12 protein-coding genes are annotated in these 19,154 nt (G+C 71.1%); 7 read left to right on the top strand and 5 right to left on the bottom strand.

Annotation, left to right across the window (positions count from 1 at the left end):
- Nucleotides 1-89: 89 nt before the first annotated feature.
- The 3 genes from QRN89_RS29525 to QRN89_RS29515 all read right to left on the bottom strand — a co-directional run bounded on the left by QRN89_RS29525 (nt 90) and on the right by QRN89_RS29515 (nt 6,990).
- Entirely contained in the window at nt 90-4,061 is a 3,972-nt protein-coding gene (locus QRN89_RS29525) for an ALF repeat-containing protein (RefSeq protein ID WP_290352468.1), read from the bottom strand.
- Between the two features lie 142 nt (nt 4,062-4,203).
- On the bottom strand, nt 4,204-5,262 hold the full coding sequence (locus QRN89_RS29520; protein ID WP_290352467.1) for a hypothetical protein: 1,059 nt from the start codon (nt 5,260-5,262) through the stop codon (nt 4,204-4,206).
- Between the two features lie 105 nt (nt 5,263-5,367).
- Complete coding sequence (locus QRN89_RS29515; RefSeq protein ID WP_290352466.1) at nt 5,368-6,990, bottom strand: AbfB domain-containing protein; 1,623 nt, start codon at nt 6,988-6,990, stop codon at nt 5,368-5,370.
- A 1,190-nt stretch (nt 6,991-8,180) separates the two neighbouring features.
- Here QRN89_RS29515 and QRN89_RS29510 point away from each other — a divergent pair.
- Nucleotides 8,181-8,351: a hypothetical protein gene (locus QRN89_RS29510; protein WP_290352465.1), complete on the top strand. Its 171-nt coding sequence runs from the start codon at nt 8,181-8,183 to the stop codon at nt 8,349-8,351.
- A gap of 154 nt (nt 8,352-8,505) precedes the next feature.
- Here QRN89_RS29510 and QRN89_RS29505 read toward each other — a convergent pair whose 3' ends face one another.
- Both QRN89_RS29505 and QRN89_RS29500 read right to left on the bottom strand, forming a co-directional pair.
- Nucleotides 8,506-9,372: a TRM11 family SAM-dependent methyltransferase gene (locus QRN89_RS29505; protein ID WP_290352464.1), complete on the bottom strand. Its 867-nt coding sequence runs from the start codon at nt 9,370-9,372 to the stop codon at nt 8,506-8,508.
- A 21-nt stretch (nt 9,373-9,393) separates the two neighbouring features.
- Complete coding sequence (locus tag QRN89_RS29500; protein ID WP_290352463.1) at nt 9,394-10,056, bottom strand: hypothetical protein; 663 nt, start codon at nt 10,054-10,056, stop codon at nt 9,394-9,396.
- A gap of 483 nt (nt 10,057-10,539) precedes the next feature.
- On the opposite strand from QRN89_RS29500, the gene QRN89_RS29495 reads away from it, so the two are divergent.
- The 6 genes from QRN89_RS29495 to QRN89_RS29470 all read left to right on the top strand — a co-directional run bounded on the left by QRN89_RS29495 (nt 10,540) and on the right by QRN89_RS29470 (nt 19,132).
- Complete coding sequence (locus tag QRN89_RS29495) at nt 10,540-11,337, top strand: hypothetical protein (protein WP_290352462.1); 798 nt, start codon at nt 10,540-10,542, stop codon at nt 11,335-11,337.
- A gap of 320 nt (nt 11,338-11,657) precedes the next feature.
- On the top strand, nt 11,658-12,032 hold the full coding sequence (locus tag QRN89_RS29490) for a pilin (RefSeq protein ID WP_290352461.1): 375 nt from the start codon (nt 11,658-11,660) through the stop codon (nt 12,030-12,032).
- A 293-nt stretch (nt 12,033-12,325) separates the two neighbouring features.
- The gene (locus tag QRN89_RS29485) at nt 12,326-13,942 is read left to right on the top strand and encodes a TrbL/VirB6 family protein (protein WP_290352460.1); all 1,617 of its coding nucleotides are present in this window, start codon (nt 12,326-12,328) and stop codon (nt 13,940-13,942) included.
- A complete protein-coding gene (locus QRN89_RS29480) occupies nt 13,939-14,862 on the top strand; it encodes a PrgI family protein (protein ID WP_290352459.1) in 924 nt (307 codons plus the stop codon). Before QRN89_RS29485 ends, QRN89_RS29480 begins: the two co-directional genes overlap by 4 nt.
- Nucleotides 14,859-16,727 (top strand): VirB4 family type IV secretion system protein, encoded by a 1,869-nt coding sequence (locus QRN89_RS29475; protein ID WP_290352458.1) that lies wholly within the window; start codon nt 14,859-14,861, stop codon nt 16,725-16,727. The genes QRN89_RS29480 and QRN89_RS29475 overlap by 4 nt, the downstream gene beginning before the upstream one ends.
- Nucleotides 16,724-19,132 (top strand): type IV secretory system conjugative DNA transfer family protein, encoded by a 2,409-nt coding sequence (locus tag QRN89_RS29470; protein WP_435833277.1) that lies wholly within the window; start codon nt 16,724-16,726, stop codon nt 19,130-19,132. Before QRN89_RS29475 ends, QRN89_RS29470 begins: the two co-directional genes overlap by 4 nt.
- Nucleotides 19,133-19,154 lie beyond the last annotated feature (22 nt).

Here is a 19,154-nt window from a genome sequence, read left to right as displayed (position 1 = left end):
GGGTTCAGCCCAACTTGCGCCTTTCTAACACGCTGTACAGGGACCGGTCGCACGCCGCCCGCGGCAGCCTCAAGACAGTCCTGGACGTCTCATCCGGCAGGCGGGTAGTACGACCCTAGCGCAGCGTCCCACCATTCGGTCTTGCTGTGGTCGATATACGAGTTGAACTCGGCAGCTCGGTTCGCCGGGATACGCCATTCGGTCAGGCCAGGGAATTTATTCTTGTTTTCCAGCGGGTACTCCAGGTCTCCGAAGGCCTTTCGGAAGCCCGGCTTCATTACATAACGGTGAAATCCGAGATCGTGGCCGTTCCCTGCGTACTGCGCGGCACCTTCAGGCAAGTTGGCGTAGTAGGCGGTAGGGTAGTCGCCGCCATGATTGGCCGGGTTGAGGCCATTCTTCTCGCTTTCGCGCTTTCCTGTGGCAGGCGAGCGGTAGATTACCGTTTCCGCTGTGAGGCACTCGTCATCGTCGTCGGCTTTCGCGGCTGCGGAACGCGCCTTGCTGCTTTTCGGCGTCGGCTTCTTCTTGGATTTACCCAAGCAGTCCGGAATTTTTTTCTGGACCTTTTCGATTACCTCTTCGGCCTTCTTGACAGTCCTTTTGGCCTCAGCTGCCTTGTCGAGGAAGTCCTTGATGCCCAAGATGGCTTTGCCGAGCTTCGGGAGCTTGGTGACGAGGGAGGCTGCCTTCGTCCAGGGCAGGTTGTTGACGATCGCCCAGAGGCAGGTCGGGATGTCGGGGTCGTCCCAGCATTCCTTGATCTCCTCGGCGGCGAGTTCGACGAGGAGTTCGGCGCCGTTCTCCTTGAGGTAGTCGAGGAGGTTCTTCTGGGCGAGTGCCTTGGCCGCCTCGAACTCCGCCACGCTGATGCCTGCGGCTTCGAGGGCCTTGCGCTCCGCCTCCGTCAGGTCACCGCTGGAAACCTCCTTTCCGGGCCTGGCGGCCTCCTCGCGCTCCTTGCGCTCCAGCTCTCGCTGGTATTCCTCCGCCTTCTTGGCGGCCTCGTCGGCCTCCTTGGCGTAGGTGCCGGCGTTCTTGGCGGCCGTCTCGGCGGAGGTGGCGTGCTTCTCGGCGGACTCGGCGAACTTGTTCGCGTCGGTGGCGTCCTTCTCCGCCTGGGCGGCGGCGCCCTGGGCGACGCTCGCTTCCTGCTCGGCCAGGTTCGCGGCGCCGTTGGCGGCGGCCGCGTGGTTCTCGGCGTCGGCGGCGGCGCCCCGGGCGCGGGCGGCCTCGGCCTCCGCCTGGGTGGCGGCATTGCGTGCTGCTGCCGCGTCGGCGAACGCCTGGTTGGCGGCCTGGCGGGCGAGCTTGGCGTCGGCCTGGGCCTGGGCGTCGGCCTCGTTGGCCCGTGCCGCGGCGGCCCGGGCCTTGGCGCCGTCCTCGGCCGCCTGGGCGGCGGACTTCATCGCCGCCGCCGAGGAGCGGGCCGCGTCGGCGGAGGAACGCGCCGCCGCTGCCGCCGCCTTGAAGGCGGGGGCGACCTGGGCGTTGGCCCGCTTGGCGGCGGCTTCGGCGGCCTCGGCGGCCTTGACCGCCTCGGCCGCCCTGGCCTCGGCCTTGGTGACCTCGGCCTGGCCCATCACCTGGGCGGCCTTGGCCACCTCGGCGGCGAAGTCGGCGTCGACGTCCGTGCCGGTGAACGGCGCGGTGAGCGCGATGGCGGTGTTCGCCGGGTCGGCGATGCCGGCCGCGGTGGTACGGGCCGACGCGGCGGCCTGGAGCGCGATCGTGGACTGGAGGCGGGCCATCGCCGCCTCACGGGTGGCCCCGTCGGCCTCGTCACGGGTGCGGTTGGCCGCCTGGAGCGACTGGTTGGCGTGGACGGCGGCCAGTCCGGCCAGCCGGGACGCCTCATGGGCCGCGATGCCCGCGCGGGCCTCCTGCGCGGTGGCCTCGGCCGCCTGGGCATTGGCACGCTGCGCGGCGGCGCGGGTGAGCGCGGCCTCGGCCTCGGCCCGGTTCGCCGCCGCGTTCGCCGCGAAGGCGGCCGCTTCGGCCTTGTTCGCGGCGGCGTTGGCGCGTGCCGCGTGCGCGGTGGCCTCCGCGGCCGCCGCCCGTGCCCGCGCGGCCGCTCCGGCAGCCTCGATGGCCGCGGACCGCGAACGCACCGCCGCCGCGGACGCCTGGTCCGCGGCCCCGCGGGCCGTACCGGCCGCCGTGCCGGCGGCGTTCGCCGCGGAGCGCGCCTCGGTGGCCGCCGTGCGCGCGGTCTCGGCGTGCTCGGTGCCTGCGGCCTTGGCGGCCATCGCCTCGGTCGCCCGGGCCCTGGCCGCTTCGGCGTTGTGGACGCGTTCGGCCTCGACCGCCTTGTTGCGGGCGGTGCGGGCCTTGGTCTCCTCGCCCCGGGCCTGTTCGTCGGCCTTGGCGGCGATGCCCTCCTGGGTCTGCGCGGTGGCCCGCTTCTCGGCGGCCACGGCCGCGGCGGCCTGCGCGTCGGCCCGCCTGGCCGAGGCGGTACGGGCCTCGGCTTCGGCACGTGCTCGTGCCGCCGCGGCGATGTCCCGTTCCCGCTCCGCACGCGCCCGGGCGGCCGCCGCGAGGTCACGCTCGCGTTCGGCGATGGCCCGCTGTTCGGCGGCGATCCTGGCCTGGCGCTGTGCCTCGATCCGCGCGTCCCGCGTCTTGCGGGCGTGCTCCCACGCCTCCTTCTCGGCCTGTTCGGCGGCGATCCGGGCCTGGCGGGACTTGGCCGCCGCATCGGCCGCGATCTTCGCCTGCTTGGCCGCCGCCTCGGCGAGCCGGGCCGCGGCCTTCGCGTGCTCCTCGGCGTTCGCCCGCCACTTCTTGGCCTGCTGCTCGTGCAGTTCGGCCTGGTTCTTGGCGTTCAGCCCGGCGGCGTCGGCGGCCGAGGCGTCCACCGCGTGCTGCGCGGTGGCCGCCGCCTTGGCCGCCGCGTCCGCCGCACCCGCGATACCGGAGGCGACCTCCGACCACTGGACGCCGTGGGTCAGCCCGGTGTCGACCAGCACATCCGCCTGCACCTTGGCCTGCAGAGCCGCGACCTGCGCCTGCCTGGACGCGTCCTCGGCGATACCGACCTGGCGGGCGATCTCCACCTTGACCGGCCCGTAGTCGGAGACGCGCTTTCCGGCCCGGTCGGCCGCGAGCATCCGGTCGGCCTCGCGCGACTGCGCGGCCGCCGCGTTCATCGCGTTCGACGCGGTCTTGAGCGCCTTCACCGCGCTTCCGTGCGCGGCGATCAGCTTGGTACGGGCCTCGGCGGCACGGGCGGCGTTCTCCGCCAGCTTCCGCAGCCGCTCCGCCGCCTCCAACGCCTCCTTCTGCGCCTTCTCATGAGCCGCCCGGTCGTCCGCGTCCTTCTGCGCGGCGACCAGGTAGCCCTTGTCCAGGAACTCGGCGATCGCCTTGTCGTCACCGGTGGCCAGAGCGGCCTGCGCGGCCCTCTTCACCTCGGGGCCGCCCACGGCCACGAGCATCTCGACCCGCTTGCGGTTCTCCGCCGCGCGTTCCTTCTCGTTCTGCTCCGTCGCCTTGTCCCGCTGCCTCGCGATGTCGGCGCCGAACGCCAGGAAGTCGGCCCGGTCGCGGGCGGTTCCCTTCAGGACCCGCTCGACCTCCGCGTTGAAGTAGGGCCCGCCGGTACCGCGCAGCGCCTCGATCCGGCGGCGGTCGGCGGCATCGGCCGCGTCCCGCTTCTCCTTGGCACGCTGCCGCGCCTCGGCCTCACCGCGCTCCAGGAAGTCCCGGATCGCGTTCGGATCCGTGCTCTCCAGTGCCTTCCTGGCGGCCTCGCGGACCTCTTCCTCCTCCGCGAACTCCGCGAGGTCCTCCACCAACTGCCGGTCGCGCTCATCGCTGATGTCGTCCAGTTCGGAACGCGCGGGAGCGGGGCCAGGCGGCGCAGTCGGCAGCGCGGCCACCAACCGGGCCAGGGTCGCCGTGTCCGCCGGCCTCGCCGAGGTGACGGCAGCAGATGCCGCGCCCGGCGCCACACCGCCCAGGATGGCCAGAGCCATCACCATCGACAGCAGTCTGCCCGCTATGCCGGGCACGCGGCCGCGCACTGTTCCGGCTATCGGCCGGAATCTCCCATTCACGAGAACTCCTTTGATAGATCGATGAGTAGAGGAAGCGACATGAGAAGGCCCCCTGCCCTGGTTGCGTGAGCAGGGGGGCCAGGTCGGGCCGTGGCTGCGGTTCGGCAGCGCTGGGCTCGGTGAAGTGCGCCGGGCCCTCGGGTCAGCCCTTTACGCGCTTCTCGCTGTCCGTGGCCCGGTCGGCCATGTCCTTCCAGAAGGCGGCCGTTATGGCGGCCTCAGAGTGTTCCTCGGCCCAGTCGGCGTGACGGGCCTCGGCCGGGAGGGTGATGTGCTTCCAGATGCTGTCGGCGCTCTCTTTGGATTGCCGGGCGATGTTCTGCCAGTTCTCCGCTTGCACGCGGGCTGTCTCCTGCTCGGCGAGCCACGCTTTGTGTGCACTGTCCGCGTGGTCGGCCACGGCCTTCCAGGCCCGCTCGGCCTCGGCCCGTGCCTTCGCCGCGTCCGCTGCCGTCCTCAATGCGTCCTCGGCGGACACCGCTTGTGCGATCAACAGTGACAGGACGTGGTGACGTCGCACTTCCGCGTCCACCACCCGTAGACGGTATGCCTCCACGTCCAACGCGGCACCCGTCGCCCAGCCGTAGCCGAAGAATTCCGCGATGTCCGCATCCGTGGATCCGGCGCGCAGCGCCCACTGCGCGGCGACCCTCACCTGCTCGCCCGGTTCGCTCTCCGCAAGCCTCCGAACGAAGGCACGGTCCCGCTCGGCGACCTCCAGACGATGCTGCGCATTGTTGTCCCGTACGGTGCGGTCACGCTGCTGCGCCTCCGCGTAACCGGACTTCACGAACGCGGCCCGATCGGCATCAGTGCCCTTCATCGCCCGTTCCGCGGCAGTGCGAACTTCCGGCGAGAACCCGACCGGATGCGTGCTGACCACCCGTTCGCAGAACGCCCGGTTGCGCAACCGGGCATCACGCAAGCGCTGCTTCGCCGAGTCGTATCCGCCCCCGGGGGCCAACCATTCCGCAATTGCCGCATCACCGCGCGTGCTGCGCAATGCGTTCCACGCCGACGTACGGATCTCCGCAGGCAACCCCGACTTCGCCAGGCGCAGCACATGTTCCCGCGCCTCATCGGCAGCAGCGGTCACCACCTGGGACGGGGGCCCGGCCGGATCGGCAACTGTCGCGGTCTGTGCCTGGGCAGGCGCCGCGTCGGCGAGCGCGCCGCTGAAGGCCAGCGCGCCGATTGCCATCCCAGACGTGACCCACCTCCGATGTTTCATGCCACGCCTCGCAAAGCCTCCCATCATTCTGTTCCCCTTCACGACGGTGTATGAGCCCTCGTTCATTCGGACAAATCAACGCGCCAGCGGCGGCAGGATGCGCCAGGCTGCAAGACGGATGCTCCGAGCCTCTCCGTCGGCGCTCCCAGGCAGGGGGAAGGCGAAGGTGGAGCGGGCGTAGACGTCCTTCGTCGTGGGCGAGAGCCAGTTCACGCCCGACCCAGCCGCCTGTGTGAAACCCACACCACCCTGCACCGGCCTTGGGGCGGGGCGGACACACCACGTGGCGCTCTTGCGGAAGACACTGCTCCGGTCGTCGGCAGCGATCTCCACCCGAAGCGCGTTCTGCTCGACCTTGCCGCTCCTGAGGTAGTAGCCGGGCTTGCGCACGGACTCGAAGGAGTAGCAGCCGGGCTCGTTCGCGAGGGACGGCACGATGACCCAGGTGGCGTCCTCACGGTCGGCCAGCACGCTGCTGCTGTTGATCGAGCTGCTCAGAGTCACCCGCCCGCGGTCTGCGTCGGTCTGGCGCGCGTACTCAGTGGTGTCCCGTACCCTCAGGGACTGGCGCTTGAGCCGGTACTGCGTGTCTTCCTTGAGGAATTCTGCAACGGCGGTGTCATCGGTCCCGGCCAGTACCTTATTTGCGGCAGCGGCCAGATTGGGGTTCACGCCGCTGTTCTCTGCCGCAGCCTGGATCTGCAGGGCGAGCTTGCGGTTGGCCTCGGCGAGCTTCTTGCGGCGGTTTTCGTCGTCACGCTTGAACGCGGCGTCGGCTCCGGTGTAGATGAACGCTTTCCAGTCCGCGGCGTTCGAGCTCAGGACCGCGCGCTGAGCGGCCGTGAGCAGCTCGGTCCCCTTGAGGTCTCCGGGGGCCAGGCGCAGAAGCTCGCGGAGGAAGTTGTCGTCGGTCAGCGCGAGCATCGCCTCGGAGGGCGTGATGCGGAAGAGGGCGGCCGTGCTGTGGCGGGCTGCGAGTTCCTTGCGGCGCTCGGCCTCCTTGCGGTTCTGCTCCTCCAGTTCCGCCAGCTCCCTGGCCACGTCCCGCTTGTGGGCCTCCCGGGCACCGTTGATGATGAACTCTCGCCAGTCCGCCGCCTCGCCGGCCAATGCCTTGAGCGCCGCGGCCCGCACCTCGGGGCCGGCCGCGGAATGCCTGGCGACCGTACGGATGAAGTTGTCGTCCGTCAGGCCCCGAAGTTCAGGGCTGCTGGGGATACCGATGGCCAGCAACACCTGTGTCCTGGCGAGCCGGGTGACACGCTCTTCCTCGGCCTTGTCCCGCTCGCGCTGCTGATCGAGCCTGTGCGCCTCGTGGATGCCCGTGACGATGAAACGCACGTGGTCTTCGGCTGCTGTGCTGGCCATGGCCTGCTCTGCCGCTGTCCGAACCGCGTCGAGTCTCTCACCCGCGTCTCTGGCCTTCTGCCAGAGCGCGTGGATGAAGTCGTAGTCACTGAACAGGAGGACGTCCGCCGTCGGATCCAGCCCGACCACGGCCGCGGCCTCGACCCGCTGCGTGTCGGTGGTACCGATTCCCGCCGCCCGAGCCGTCACTTCCGCCGCACCGGCAGGATCGTCGGCCACGGCGGTACTGGGCACGACCGCGCCGCTGACCGCTGCAAGTGCGGTAGCGGTCACCAGCCCGCGTGTGACGATCCGACGCTTCCGCGAGGAAGCCAAGTACTTGGTATTCATGCTGATGCCAAAACCTCTCCGCCGTCGCGAATCGACGACACAACGCGCCCGCATTCGAAGAGCAAGCGGGCATGGACAGTTGAAGAAGGTGACGGGGGTCAACCGTGATTGGACAGCTCCCGAGGCGGGCCGGCAGGCAGGCCTGCGGCTCCTGGCTCTCAGGGAGTCCCCTCATGGCAGAAGCTCACTCGGGCGTCGATCGCGCACATCCACAGCCGACCGGGGAGATGAACCCTGCGCCGCCAAGCAGAGGCGTGCCGCACCGTATTCCACAGGAGGCTTACGGGCAGAGACCTCTGGGCCAGGGTTGGGACTTCAGTTCGTGCGGAGGTGCAATTCGGCGGCGCAGCATCGGCGCCCGCACGGCGACTCAACGATGGATGCGACTGTCGCGAAGTAGCCACGCACGGACTGATAGCTCACAGTTCCCCCCGGTCTTACGAACGTGCTCCGGTGCGCGCACGGCCCGGAGCGAAGTGCGGTCAACACCTCGCCGGTCCCCTCCGGCACGTACCCGGTCAAGCTGGTCATCGGAACCCTACCCGGCATGCACAAAACTCCGCAATGATCACTTCTTGCCACTCAACTGATCTTTTCGAGCCAATGAGCTGTCACGTTCTAATCATTCGCGAACAGTCGGCTACTTCACGCCTCTCGGCGCAGGCGCGGCTGGAGGCTGCAGATACCTGACCGTCACTCAGGCCAAGAGCAGGCAGCCATGGGCAATTCCGACCGCGGAACTTCGGCCCAGCGACACAACAGGCTCGACTTGAGGCATCAGGAACGCCTCACACACGTAGATACAGGGAAACGCTGCAGCACGCGACCAGACCGCTCGAGCATGCCGGCCATGAACGGGATCACCGCGTTCCCGACTGCAGAAGCGGTGGGGACGACTGCCAACGGGAGCCGCAGCGGGCGCACTCCACCCAAAAGCGGGGATGCGACGTTGCGCCGTGAGGCGACAGATGCGGGCCGACCCGGCTCAATTCCGTCGACGCTGGCGTACGACGGGGACATCGTCCCCACATTTCGCGTGACAGAGAAGGGTATTGAGCGCTCCGGACCACGGCGCGCCACCAACCCATTGTCACGAGTCGCTGTATCGTTGTTCTTGATCGGGGATGGGGAACGGCACCCCACCCCGGTCGCTCCCCTCCCCCATCACGCCCCTTGAAGGGACAGCGATCATGCATGCCCACCGCGACCATGACGACGAATTGCTCCGGCCCGATGACTATCTGACCGGCAACCACAACGACACCGCGATCCCCCGCGTAACCGGCATCCCCCAACAACGCGTCGGCGACGCGCTGACCGGGCTGAGGACCGTACGGCAGCGGGACCGCCGCGCGAGGTGATCCGACCGGGGCCGGGGCGCGTTTGCGCCCCGGCCCTTCTCTGCGCTCGCTTCTGCTGAGGGTGTACCTCGCTGCCCGGCCCTCTCTAGAGCGGGAGTAGGCGTTGCGCGCTCTGCCGTGTCTGTTTCTCGGTCAGGGTCTCTGTGCTGCGTTGCTACCTGTGCGCGGGTCCTGTGCGCGATTGGGGTCGCGCGAAGACGAGGACGTCTTCGTGCTGGATGACGCACTGAGGGATGCCGACGCGGCGAGCGTCGCGCACGTTCTTCATCTGGAAGAAGGATGGGCGGTTGATCACCCTGCCGTTGCGGATGCCGGCCAGGAGTGCGACGCAGCGTTCAGTCGGTTGCAGTCCGGCCGCCTTGCCGGCGCCCAGAACGGCCGAGGGGAGGTCGATGAGTTCACCGTGCTCGCGCCATGGGCGGGTGGTGACAACAATGGTGCCGCCGGGTCGCAGCACCCTTCGGCACTGGGTGAGGATCTCGGTGAAGGCTTCCAGCAACTGGTCGGTGGAGACATGGGCGAGGTTGGACGGGTCGTGGCTGTAGCGGTGGTCCTTCTTCAGCACGCCGGGGTTGCCGGTTTCCTTGGTGGAGCGGACCTGTCCGTGAACGGAGTTGCCGTAGGGGGGTGAGGTGACGACGAGGGCGACCTTGCCGTGGTGCTGTTTGTCGATGAGGGTGGTCAGGCGCCGTGCGTCGCCGCAGACGACTTCACCTCGTCCGGTTCCGGTCGCGTTCATGACGTGGCGGGCATTGGCACTGGCGAGTGCGGCCCAGCGGGGTTCGTACTCCGTACCGAGGGCCGGGCGGCCGAGGCGGATCGCCTCGACGAGGGTGGTGCCGATGCCGCACATCGGGTCCAGCACGAGGTCGCCGGGGCGGGTGTAGGTGGAGATTGCGTGGGCGGCGATCTGGGGGAGCATCTTGGCCGGGTGGGCGGCCGAGCCGGGGACGTAGTTTCTCTTGCGTTGCTTGGGGGCGGATGTGGGGGCGGTGTTCCACACCGATGCTGAGTGGGTCACGGGCGCTTCTCCTCTGGTTGGCTACTTGTGGCGGATGACGGAGAGGGCGATCACGTCGCAATGGGCGACGCCGGGTGAGGCATCCGCGGGCGGCACGGGGACGAGTCCGTCGCCGTCCGGGCGGGCGTAGGCGACCACGATGTGCTGGAGGTAGCGGAAGCCTGCGGTGCGGGCAGCGGCGATGAGGGCTCCTAGCGGGTCGGTGAGTCGTCCGGAGTCCCTGCGCTGGCGGGTGGCGAGCAGCAGGTGGCCGTTGTCGGGGAGGAGTCGGTGGGCGTGGTAAAAGAAGCCCGGCCAGCCGTCCTCCGCAATACCGGGCACGTCGGGGGCGGATGACGACAGGGGTTCTCCGGGAACGGGGTAGGCGTCGGGGTGGATTTCCGCGAGGAGGATCCGCATGCGCTGGGGGGCGTCGCCCTGTGCCGTGTGAGTGGTGAAGGCGGTGGTGGGGATGCGGGCGGTGGCGCCCGGGCCCATGTCGCGGATTGCGATCTTCAGCAGGGGCACGGGCTGGTGCCCGGGGTGCCCGACGAAGTCGGTGCGGACTTTGTCGAGGGCCCAGGCCGGCAGGACGCATCCCGGGATCGGGGCGGTGTTGGGCTCGTCGGCGTCCGGGAGCCAGACGGTGGTGGGGAGCGGACTGTTGTGGCCGGGGGTGTTGCCAAGGGGTGCCTGGTGGGTCATGGCGGGTGCGGCGCCGGGTCCCAGGGCTCTGCTGCTCGTGCTGACATGGGCTCATAGAGAGTTCACTGGCCCTGGGTTGCCGCGCCCCTGGCGCGTTGGCGCCGGTGACCGGTGGTGCACGGCTGGCTGTGGCGGCGAGCCCGCGCCGGGCCAGGGGTGAGCCAGGCCCGGTCCACTCGTCTCAATTCCGTCATGCAGCTGGACCGGGCCCTGGAGTCATTTCATGTTCGATTCCGGTGCCGCATCCGTTGTGACACGGCAGGCAGCTGGCGTGGTTCGAGGTGTGGTTCTCGCACAGGCCGGTCCATTTGACCGGGCGTGTCACGGGGATGGTTTGCCGGTGGGCCGGTGTTGGTTCGCGGGGCTGGGAGGTGTGGCGGCGGAAGTTGTCCGCTACGTCACGGGAGTGCCGCCATGCAGCACCGCCACGAGGTTCACCGTCCCGCCGCCGCCCGCCGGCCCAGCGCCGTCCGCTCGCCGCTCATGGAGCTGGAGCAGGCGTTCCTCTCGCTTGCCCAGGGGGTGGATCCGCTCACGATGCCGGCCCGGCTCGTGTGCGATGAGCCGGACCGGGACGCCTGGCCGGTGGACCGGGGGGTGGATCCGCTCACGATGCCGGCCCGGCTCGTGTGCGATGAGCCGGACCGGGACGCCTGGCCGGTGGACCGGATCCGCACCCACCTGGCTCACCCCTCCACTCGGCCGGAACTGCGCGAGCGGACCTGGCGCGAGGTGATCCGGCGAGCCCGGACACTGGGCGCGCCTTGGGACGTGGTCGCGGTGGCCATGTCCGTCCCGGTCCTGCGGCGGATGCTCGCCAGGCTGGCCCGGCCCGCTCACCTGGATCGCACCGAGGTCGAGCAGGAGGCCCTTGCCGGTGTCGCCGCGGCGCTGTGCACCGTCGATCTCGACGGGGAACAGCAGGATCGGGAGTTGTTCCGTGCCGCTGACCGGGCTGTGCACCGTCTGGTGTATGCCGCGCAGCAGAGCTGCCTGCGGGACAGGGCACTGGAGGTCGAGCTGGCCGGCGCTGCGGGAGCGATGTTCGCCTGCGAGGAGGGCGAGTCGGTCGATGAATTCACGGTGCTGGCGCAGGCGCTGCGGGCCGGTGCGATCAGTGTGGATGAGGCACGGCTCATTGCCCGCACGCGTCTCAACGGCGAGCACATGAAGGTGCTGGCAGCCGAGCGGGGGGTGAGCTGGCGGCAGCTGTACCGGCACCGCAGCGCCGCGGAGGAGCATCTGGCGGGGTATCTGCGTCGGCGTCTGCAGGAGCAGTAGGCAGGGCCATTCGTGGGAGCCCGCCCGCTGTCGTGTCAACGGCGGCGGGAAGGGTTCTCCATGGACGGTGACGGCGGTTGGAACGCACTCGCGTCTCGGCCGCCTTCCCGGCCCCTGGTGTCACGGTCTGCGCCTACCGTGCGCCCGGGGCCGGGTCTGCCGAGCGGTGTGGGGTGAGTACGACTTTCTCGTGCTGACACCCGAGATCGAAGTCCGTCAGCCCTCTGAAGGAGGTGGGCGCCGGGCCCCGGGGGTCTGCTCGCCCCGCACCGCCGGACTCCCCCGCTTCTTCGTCCTCCCCATCCTGGAGGTGTGTCACCGTGCTCGCGAGGCTTCGCAGGTGTTCGGTCCGGGTCGTCCGGCTGTGCGGCCGCTGGCTGTGCCGTGTTGGCTTCGTCGCGTTCTTCGCCACAGCGGTGCTGTTCGCCGACGAGGGGCGGGGGTGGGCGGTCGCCGACATCCCGACGGTGATCAGCAATCTGCGGAACTGGATCATCGGCATCCTTTCCGGTCTCGCCACCCTCTTCTTCACCCTCGGTGGGGTCCGGTACCTCATGGCAGGGGGTGATCCGGGCGAGGTCGAATCCGCCAAGCGGTCGTTTCGGGCCGCGGCGATCGGCTACGGCCTGGCGCTGCTGGCGCCGGTGATCGTGACCATCCTGCAGGGCATCGTCGGTACCGGGCGCGGGCAGTGAAGCGGAACGCCGCGCGTGTGCTGCGGGTTGTGCCGGTGCTGCTCTTGGGCGGGTTATTCCTCGGTGCGTTCGCCGAGCAGGCCGGCGCGCTGGCCCCGGTGCCCGCGGCCCCTGCGGCTCCGGATCCTCCGCGGCCGCAGCCCGCCCCCGGGCCACCTCCGCCCGCCCCCAGCCGGCCGGAGGCTGGCAGTCCGCAGCGGCCGGAGCCTGCGCCGTCCCCCGGGCCGCGGCCTTCTCCAGGGCAGTCGGAGCCGCGGCGTGAACGACCCCGGCAGGAGCCGTCGAGTGGTGAGATGCCGTCGGCGTGCGAGGCGGACGGGGATCCCAGCGACTGCGACGACGGCAGCGGCGGTCTCGGATTCTTCGACGCCAGCGGGATGATCGTGAACGCGATCACCTCGTTCCTCGGCACGCTGGTCGAGCAGATCATGAAGCCGGTCCGCGAGTTCCTCGCCGACACCCTCCTCGCGACCCCGGATGTGACCCGGCATGCCGACATCAGGACGTTGTGGAAGTCGCTGCTGGGGATCACTGCCGGCATCTACGTCCTGTTCGTCACGGCGGGCGGCATCACCGTCATGGGCTACGAGACCGTCCAGACCCGCTACACCGTCAAGGAGATCGCCCCGCGCCTGCTGCTCGGGTTCGCCGCGGCCGCGTCCTCCCTGACCGTGATGGGCAAGGCGATCGGCCTCTCCAATGCCCTGGCCCACGCAGTCATGGAGACGGACATGGCCGATGCCGGGCAGGGCATGGTCGAACGCGTGCTGCCGTTCGCGTTGTTCGGCGCACCCGGGGTGCAGTTGTATCTGCTGCTCCTGGCCCTGGTGATGATCGCTCTGGTTCTCGCGGTGCTGATCGGGTTCCTGGTGCGGGTCGCGGTGATGGCTCTGCTCGCTGTGTGCGCGCCCCTGATGCTGGCGTGTCATGCGCACCCGCTGACCGATCCGATCGCCCGGTTGTGGTGGCGCGCGCTGGGCGGCTGCCTGGTGATTCAGGTGGCCCAGTCGGTGACGTTCGTCCTCGCGCTGAAGCTCTTCTTCGCGCCGGGCGCGACCACCCTGGGCATTCCGCGGTCCGACCAGCTGGGCACGATGCTGGCAGGAGTGGCCTTGTTCTGGGTGCTGTTCAAGATTCCCGGCTGGACGCTTCAGGTCGTGCTGCGCGGCAGTCCGATCCAGCAGCCTGCCGGCGGGCTGCGGGTCCTCAAGCACCTGGCGATGTACCGGCTGGTGGGCCGCTTCTTCCCCGGACTTGTCCCGCCGCGTCCCGGTGGCCGGGCCGGTGGGTCCCGCGGTGGGGGCGGCCTGGGCCGGGGGCCGCGCGGGCCGGGTGGCTCGGGGCCGGGCCTGGGGTGGCTCGGAGGTGGCTCGCCGCAGCGCGGGGGCCCGGATCCGGGCCAGATGGCGTCCGGCCCGTCGCCGACGGTTGGCCGGAGAACGGGAGCAGCCGCTCCTCTACTGGGCGGCGGCCGCGCGGTCCTGGGCCGGCTCGGTCTCCTCCCTCACCCCCCCGAGCCACCGACACCGGCCGCAGCTGCCAGGCCAGGGCCACGGGCAGGCTCGCCGCCGGCTCCCCGGATGGCTCCTACCGGCCACAGCGGTCGGGCGCCGCAACCGGCCCCGCCACACGCCGGGCGGCGCGGTCCAGCAATGCCGGGAACGTCGACGCAGCTGTCGCTTTCTGTGCCGGTGCCGCCCCGAGCCCCATCCGCGGCCGCGCCTTCCCCGGCCCGGTCTTCGGCCGGCGACGCCCCGCCCGGCCGGCGGTCCGTGTCGCAGCCGCCTCCCGGTAGCCGTACGGCCCGGCAGTTGGCTCTGCCGATTCCCGCACGCCGGGTCCGCGTGCGCCCGCCGCGCCCGATGCAGCTGCGGCTTCCCCTGGAACCTGAGAGAAGGAATCCACGATGAACCAGTTCACGTCGGCGGAAGAGGGCCCGTGCACGACACGGATTCCGGCGGACATCTCGCGCCCGGACCGGCTGATCGGCCCGTTCACCGCCCGGCAGGCCGCTGTCCTCGCCGCCGTCGCCGTCGTCCTCTACGCCGGCTGGTGGACTACCCGCCCGTTGATGGCCCCGCTGGTCTACCTGGCCATGGTGGTGCCGGTCGCCGGCGCGGCGTCCGCGCTCGTCCTCGGCCGGCGCGAGGGCATCGGCCTGGACCGCTTCCTTCTGGCCGCCCTCGCTCACCGCCGCCGGCCCAAACGGCAGGTGTACGCGCCCGACGGCGTCCCGCCTCTGCCCGCGCTCGTCCCGGGCCGGTGGGCGGCTGCGGCCGGGCCGCCACCGGCGGCGATGGCCATGCCGTACGCAGGAGTGGGCGCCGATGGCGTGCTCAATCTCGGCCGGGAGGGGACGGCGGCCGTGGCGACGTGCTCCACGGTGAACTTCGAACTCAGGTCGGCGGCCGAACAGCAGCAGCTCACCGCCGCGTTCGCCCGGTGGCTCAACTCCCTCACCGGTCCGGCGCAGCTGCTGGTGCGCTGTCACCGCATCGATCTCACGCCCTTCGCCGACCAGCTGCACCAGGACGCGGCGGGACTGCCGCACCCCGCTCTGGAACAGGCCGCGCGGGCCCATGCCGACTTCCTGGCCTCCCTCGCCACCGGCGGCAACCTCCTCGGACGGCAGACCGTGCTGGTCTCCCGCGAACCCGCGGGCCGGGCCGGGCGGGCGGTGCAGCGCACGCACGAGGCCGCCCGCGCCCTCGGCGGAGCGGAGATCACCGTCACCCCGCTGAACGCCACGAACACCGCCGCCCTGATCACCGGGGCCTGCAATCCCGACACCCCAGCCCTGCCAGATCCCTCGGAAGGTGACCGCCCATGACCACCACCCCATCTCCCACTGCGGGACGCGCCGCAGGGAAGGAGCCGGCCATTGAGGTGGCCCGTCTGCTGGAGGCGGCCGGCCCGGAGGCGGTCGAGGTCCATCCGCGGATGCTGGCCGTGGCAGGTCACCTCACCACGACCCTCGTCGTCACCGGCTACCCGGCCGAGGTCACCCCCGGCTGGCTCGCACCCCTGCTGAATTTCCCCGCGCCCCTGGACATCGCGGCGCACATCGAACCGATCCCCAACGCGGTCGCCGCGGCCGGCCTGAAGAAGCAGCGGGCCAGGCTCGAGTCCGGCCGCCGTGCCGGCTTCGACAAGGGACACTTGGACGACCCCGATGTGGAGGCGGCGGCCTGCGACGCCGCCGACCTCGCCTACCGCATCGCGCGCGGCGAGGGAAAGCTCTTCCACGTCGCCCTGTACCTGACCGTCCACGCACCGGATGAGGCCACGCTGGCCGAGCAGGCCGCCGCGGTCCGCGCGGTCGCCGAATCGCTGCTGATGACGCTCTCCCCGACCACCTACCGGGCCCTGCCCGGCTGGCTCGCCACCCTCCCCCTCGGCATCGACACCCTCAAGATCCGCCGCACCTTCGACACCGCCGCGCTCGCCGCCTGCTTCCCCTTCACCAGCCCCGACCTGCCCTCCCACACCGGCACGGCGTCGGGGGTGCTGTACGGGTTGAACGCCTCCTCGGGTGCGCCGGTGCTGTGGGACCGCTACGGGCAGGACAACTACAACTCGATCACCCTGGCCCGTTCCGGTGCCGGCAAGTCCTACCTGGCCAAACTGGAGCTGCTGCGCCTGCTGTTCACCGGGGTGACCGCAGCGGTCATCGACCCTGAAGACGAATACGTCCGGCTCGCCGAGACCGTCGGGGGCAGCGTCCTTGCCCTGGGAGCCGAGGGGATCCGCATCAACCCCTTCGACCTCCCCGCCCCAGGCACGAGGGGCGGTGGGGACGTGCTGACCCGGAGGGTGCTGTTCCTGCACACGTTCCTCACCGTGCTCCTCGGCTGTGATCCGAGCACGTCGGAGAAGGCCGTCCTCGACCAGGCGATCCTCGCCACCTACGCGCGGTCCGGGATCACCGCGGACCCGCGCACCTGGCAGCGCACGCCCCCCACCCTCGACGACCTCGCCGCCGTCCTGGAGGACGGCGGCGAGACGGGCAGGGATCTGGCGGCGCGGCTGGTCACCTACACGACAGGCTCCCACGCCGGCCTGTTCAACGGGCATTCCACCGTCGACACCAACCGTCACCTGACGGTGTTCGCGCTGCGCCGGCTCCCCGAGGAGGTCAAGGCGCCGGCCATGCTGCTGGCCCTGGACGCGATCTGGCGGCAGGTCACCTCGCGCCCCGAGCCGGGCCGGTATCTGGTCGTCGTGGACGAGGCCTGGCGGCTGATGTGCGACGGTGCCGGGGCCCGCTTCCTGTTCCGCATGGCCAAGGCCGCCCGCAAGTACTGGGCCGGACTGGCGGTGATCACCCAGGACGCCGACGACGTCCTCGCCTCCCCGCTCGGGCGGGCGATCGTCTCCAACGCGACCACCCAGATCCTGCTGCGGCAGGCACCCCAGGCCATCGACACCATCAGCGACACCTTCCATCTCAGCCACGGCGAGCGTGAGTTCCTGGTTTCCGCCACCCGCGGCGAGGCCCTGCTGCTCACCGGAGACCGCCGCCACAAGGTGGCCCTGATCAGCGTCGCCGCGCCCGGCGAGCACGAGGTCATCACCACCGACCCCGGCGAACTCGCCGCCCAAACCACGCTGACAGACGACCCGGCCGGCTTCGACGACCTCCCCGTCGAAGACGCCTACGGGCTCCTCGACGGCGACGGGGAGTGGCAGCGGTGACCCGCCTGCGCGCCCTGGTCGAGGTGGGGCCGCCGGGAGGGCCGCTGGTCGACTTCCTCACCCACCCGCACCGGTTCGGGCCCGCCCTCGCCCAGGCCGCCCACTGGGTTCTTGCCTCCGCGCCCGTCCTCACGCCGGTGCTCATCCTGGGCGCCGCCGGGGCGGGGGCGGGACGGCGCCGGCTCGTGCGGTGGCGGCAGGCGCAGCTGCAGGCCGGCGCGCAGATGGTGGAGATCCTCGCCCCGCCGGTGGTGGCTCCCCGCGGCGGTGAAGTCCTGTGGGCGCAGCTGGCCGGGCTGCTGCGGCCGTGGTGGCGCCGGATCACCACCGGCCAGCCGCATCTCGCGTTCGAGTACTCCTGGTCGCACACCGGGCTGCGTATCCGCCTGTGGGTTCCCGGATCGGTGCCCCTCGGGCTCGTGCGGCGCGCCGTGGAGGGTGCGTGGCCCGGTGCCCACACCCGCGTCACCGCCCCCGCGCCGCTGCTCCCCGCCGGGCACACGGTCAGTGCCGGGCGTCTGCGCCCGGCGAGGCCGGACGTGCTGCCGTTGCGCACCGACCACGCGACCGACCCGCTGCGGGCGCTGCTGCAGGCCGCGACCGGCATGGCCGAGACGGAGTCGGCGTGCGTGCAGATCCTGGCCCGTCCCGCGACCGGCAGGGCCCTGCGGCGTGCGCGCCGGCAGGCACGCCGCCTCAAGGCCGGGCAGACGCCTTCCCGTCTGCCCGCCCTCACCGCGCTGCTGCTGCACCGCGCCCAACCGGCAGCCGCGACGGGGCGGCAGGACCCCGAGCACGGGGTGGCGGTGCGGCAGATGGCGGCGAAACAGTCAGGCGCCCAGTGGCAGTGCACGATCACCTACGCCGTCGCCTGTCCCGCAACGGAAGGCGGGGCCCGGGATGTGGTGCGCGGCCGGGCGCACGCGCTGGCCTCCGCCTTCGGCCTGTACGCGGACCGCAACTACCTCGCCCGCACCCGACTCCCAAGGCCCGAACCCTTCCTCACCGACCGGCAGTTCCTCCCCCGCCGGGCGGCGCTGCTGTCCGTTCCGGAACTGGCCGCGCTCGCCCACCTGCCGATCGACCCCGGTGCACCGGGGGTGCAGCGCGCCGGGGCCCGTTCCGTCCTGCCCCCGCCCTCGGTCCCGCAACCGGCAGCCGGCAACGGGGTGAAACCACTCGGCCGCTCCGACACCGGCGCCCGACGCGGAGTCGGCCTCGCGGTCCACGACGCGCGCCATCACCTCCATGTCATGGGCGCAACCGGGTCGGGCAAGTCCACGCTGATCGCCAACCTCGCCCTCGACGACATCCGCAACCATCGCGGTGTCATCGTCATCGATCCCAAGGGCGACCTCGTCACCGACCTGCTGGACCGGATCCCGGACACGAGCGCCGACCGCCTGGTCCTCATCGACCCCGACGACCCGCACACCCCGCCCTGCCTGAACGTCCTCGACGGCCACGACATCGACGTCGTCGTCGACAACATCACCGGGATCTTCCGGCGCATCTTCACCGCGTTCTGGGGACCGCGCACCGACGACGTGATGCGCGCCGCGTGCCTCACCCTCCTCAAGCACCGCGAACGCACCCGCCAACTCGTCACCCTCGCCGACGTCCCCCGCCTCCTCGGCGAGAGCGCCTACCGGCTGCGGATCGTCCCCGCCCTCAAGGACCCCGTGCTGCGAGGATTCTGGGCCTGGTACGAATCGATGTCCGAACCCTCGCGCGCGGCCGTGGTCGGGCCGGTGATGAACAAACTGCGCGCCTTCCTCCTGCGGGACTTCGCCCGCCGGGCGATCTCCGCCGGCCCCTCCACCTTCGACCTCGGCCAGGTCCTCGACGGCGGCATCCTCCTCGCCCGCCTCCCCAAAGGCGCCCTCGGTGAGGAAACCGCCCGGCTGCTCGGCTCCTTCCTCGTCGCCGGCACCTGGCAGGCCGCCGCCGCCCGCGCCCGCACCCCCGAACACACCCGCATCGACGCCACCCTCAGCATCGACGAAGCCCACAACTTCCTCACCCTCCCCTACCCGCTGGAGGACATGCTCGCCGAGGCCCGCGGCTACCGCCTGTCGATGCTGCTCGCCCACCAGCACCTCGCCCAACTCCCCCGCGACCTGCGCGAAGGGATCTCCGCGAACGCCCGCAACAAGATCTTCTTCAACGCCTCTCCCGAGGACGCCGGCGCCCTGGAACGGCACACCCTGCCCACCCTCGCCGCCCACGACCTCGCCCACCTCGGCCCCTACCAGGCCGCCGCCCACCTCCTCACCGGCGGCGCCGCAGCCGCCGCGTTCACCCTCACCACCCAGCCACTGCCACCTGCCGTCCCCGGCCGCGCCACCGACCTGCGCACCGCAGCCGCCGCCCGCACCGGCCCCCGCCCCGCCACCCGGCCCTGACCCCGGCCGTTGCTCGACGGCG

Source organism: Streptomyces sp. HUAS CB01 (assembly GCF_030406905.1).
Taxonomy (GTDB): domain Bacteria; phylum Actinomycetota; class Actinomycetes; order Streptomycetales; family Streptomycetaceae; genus Streptomyces; species Streptomyces chengbuensis.
The sequence above is the reverse complement of the archived record's forward strand: the minus strand, read 5'-3'. Positions and strand labels throughout refer to the sequence as shown.

Excerpts from the sequence above, each read along its gene's own strand:
- QRN89_RS29520 (WP_290352467.1), bottom strand. The coding sequence starts at position 5,262 with ATGGCAATCGGCGCGCTGGCCTTCAGCGGCGCGCTCGCCGACGCGGCG.
- QRN89_RS29515 (WP_290352466.1), bottom strand. The coding sequence starts at position 6,990 with ATGAATACCAAGTACTTGGCTTCCTCGCGGAAGCGTCGGATCGTCACA.
- QRN89_RS29510 (WP_290352465.1), top strand. The coding sequence starts at position 8,181 with ATGCATGCCCACCGCGACCATGACGACGAATTGCTCCGGCCCGATGAC.
- QRN89_RS29500 (WP_290352463.1), bottom strand. The coding sequence starts at position 10,056 with ATGACCCACCAGGCACCCCTTGGCAACACCCCCGGCCACAACAGTCCG.
- QRN89_RS29495 (WP_290352462.1), top strand. The coding sequence starts at position 10,540 with ATGGAGCTGGAGCAGGCGTTCCTCTCGCTTGCCCAGGGGGTGGATCCG.
- QRN89_RS29485 (WP_290352460.1), top strand. The coding sequence starts at position 12,326 with ATGCCGTCGGCGTGCGAGGCGGACGGGGATCCCAGCGACTGCGACGAC.
- QRN89_RS29480 (WP_290352459.1), top strand. The coding sequence starts at position 13,939 with ATGAACCAGTTCACGTCGGCGGAAGAGGGCCCGTGCACGACACGGATT.
- QRN89_RS29475 (WP_290352458.1), top strand. The coding sequence starts at position 14,859 with ATGACCACCACCCCATCTCCCACTGCGGGACGCGCCGCAGGGAAGGAG.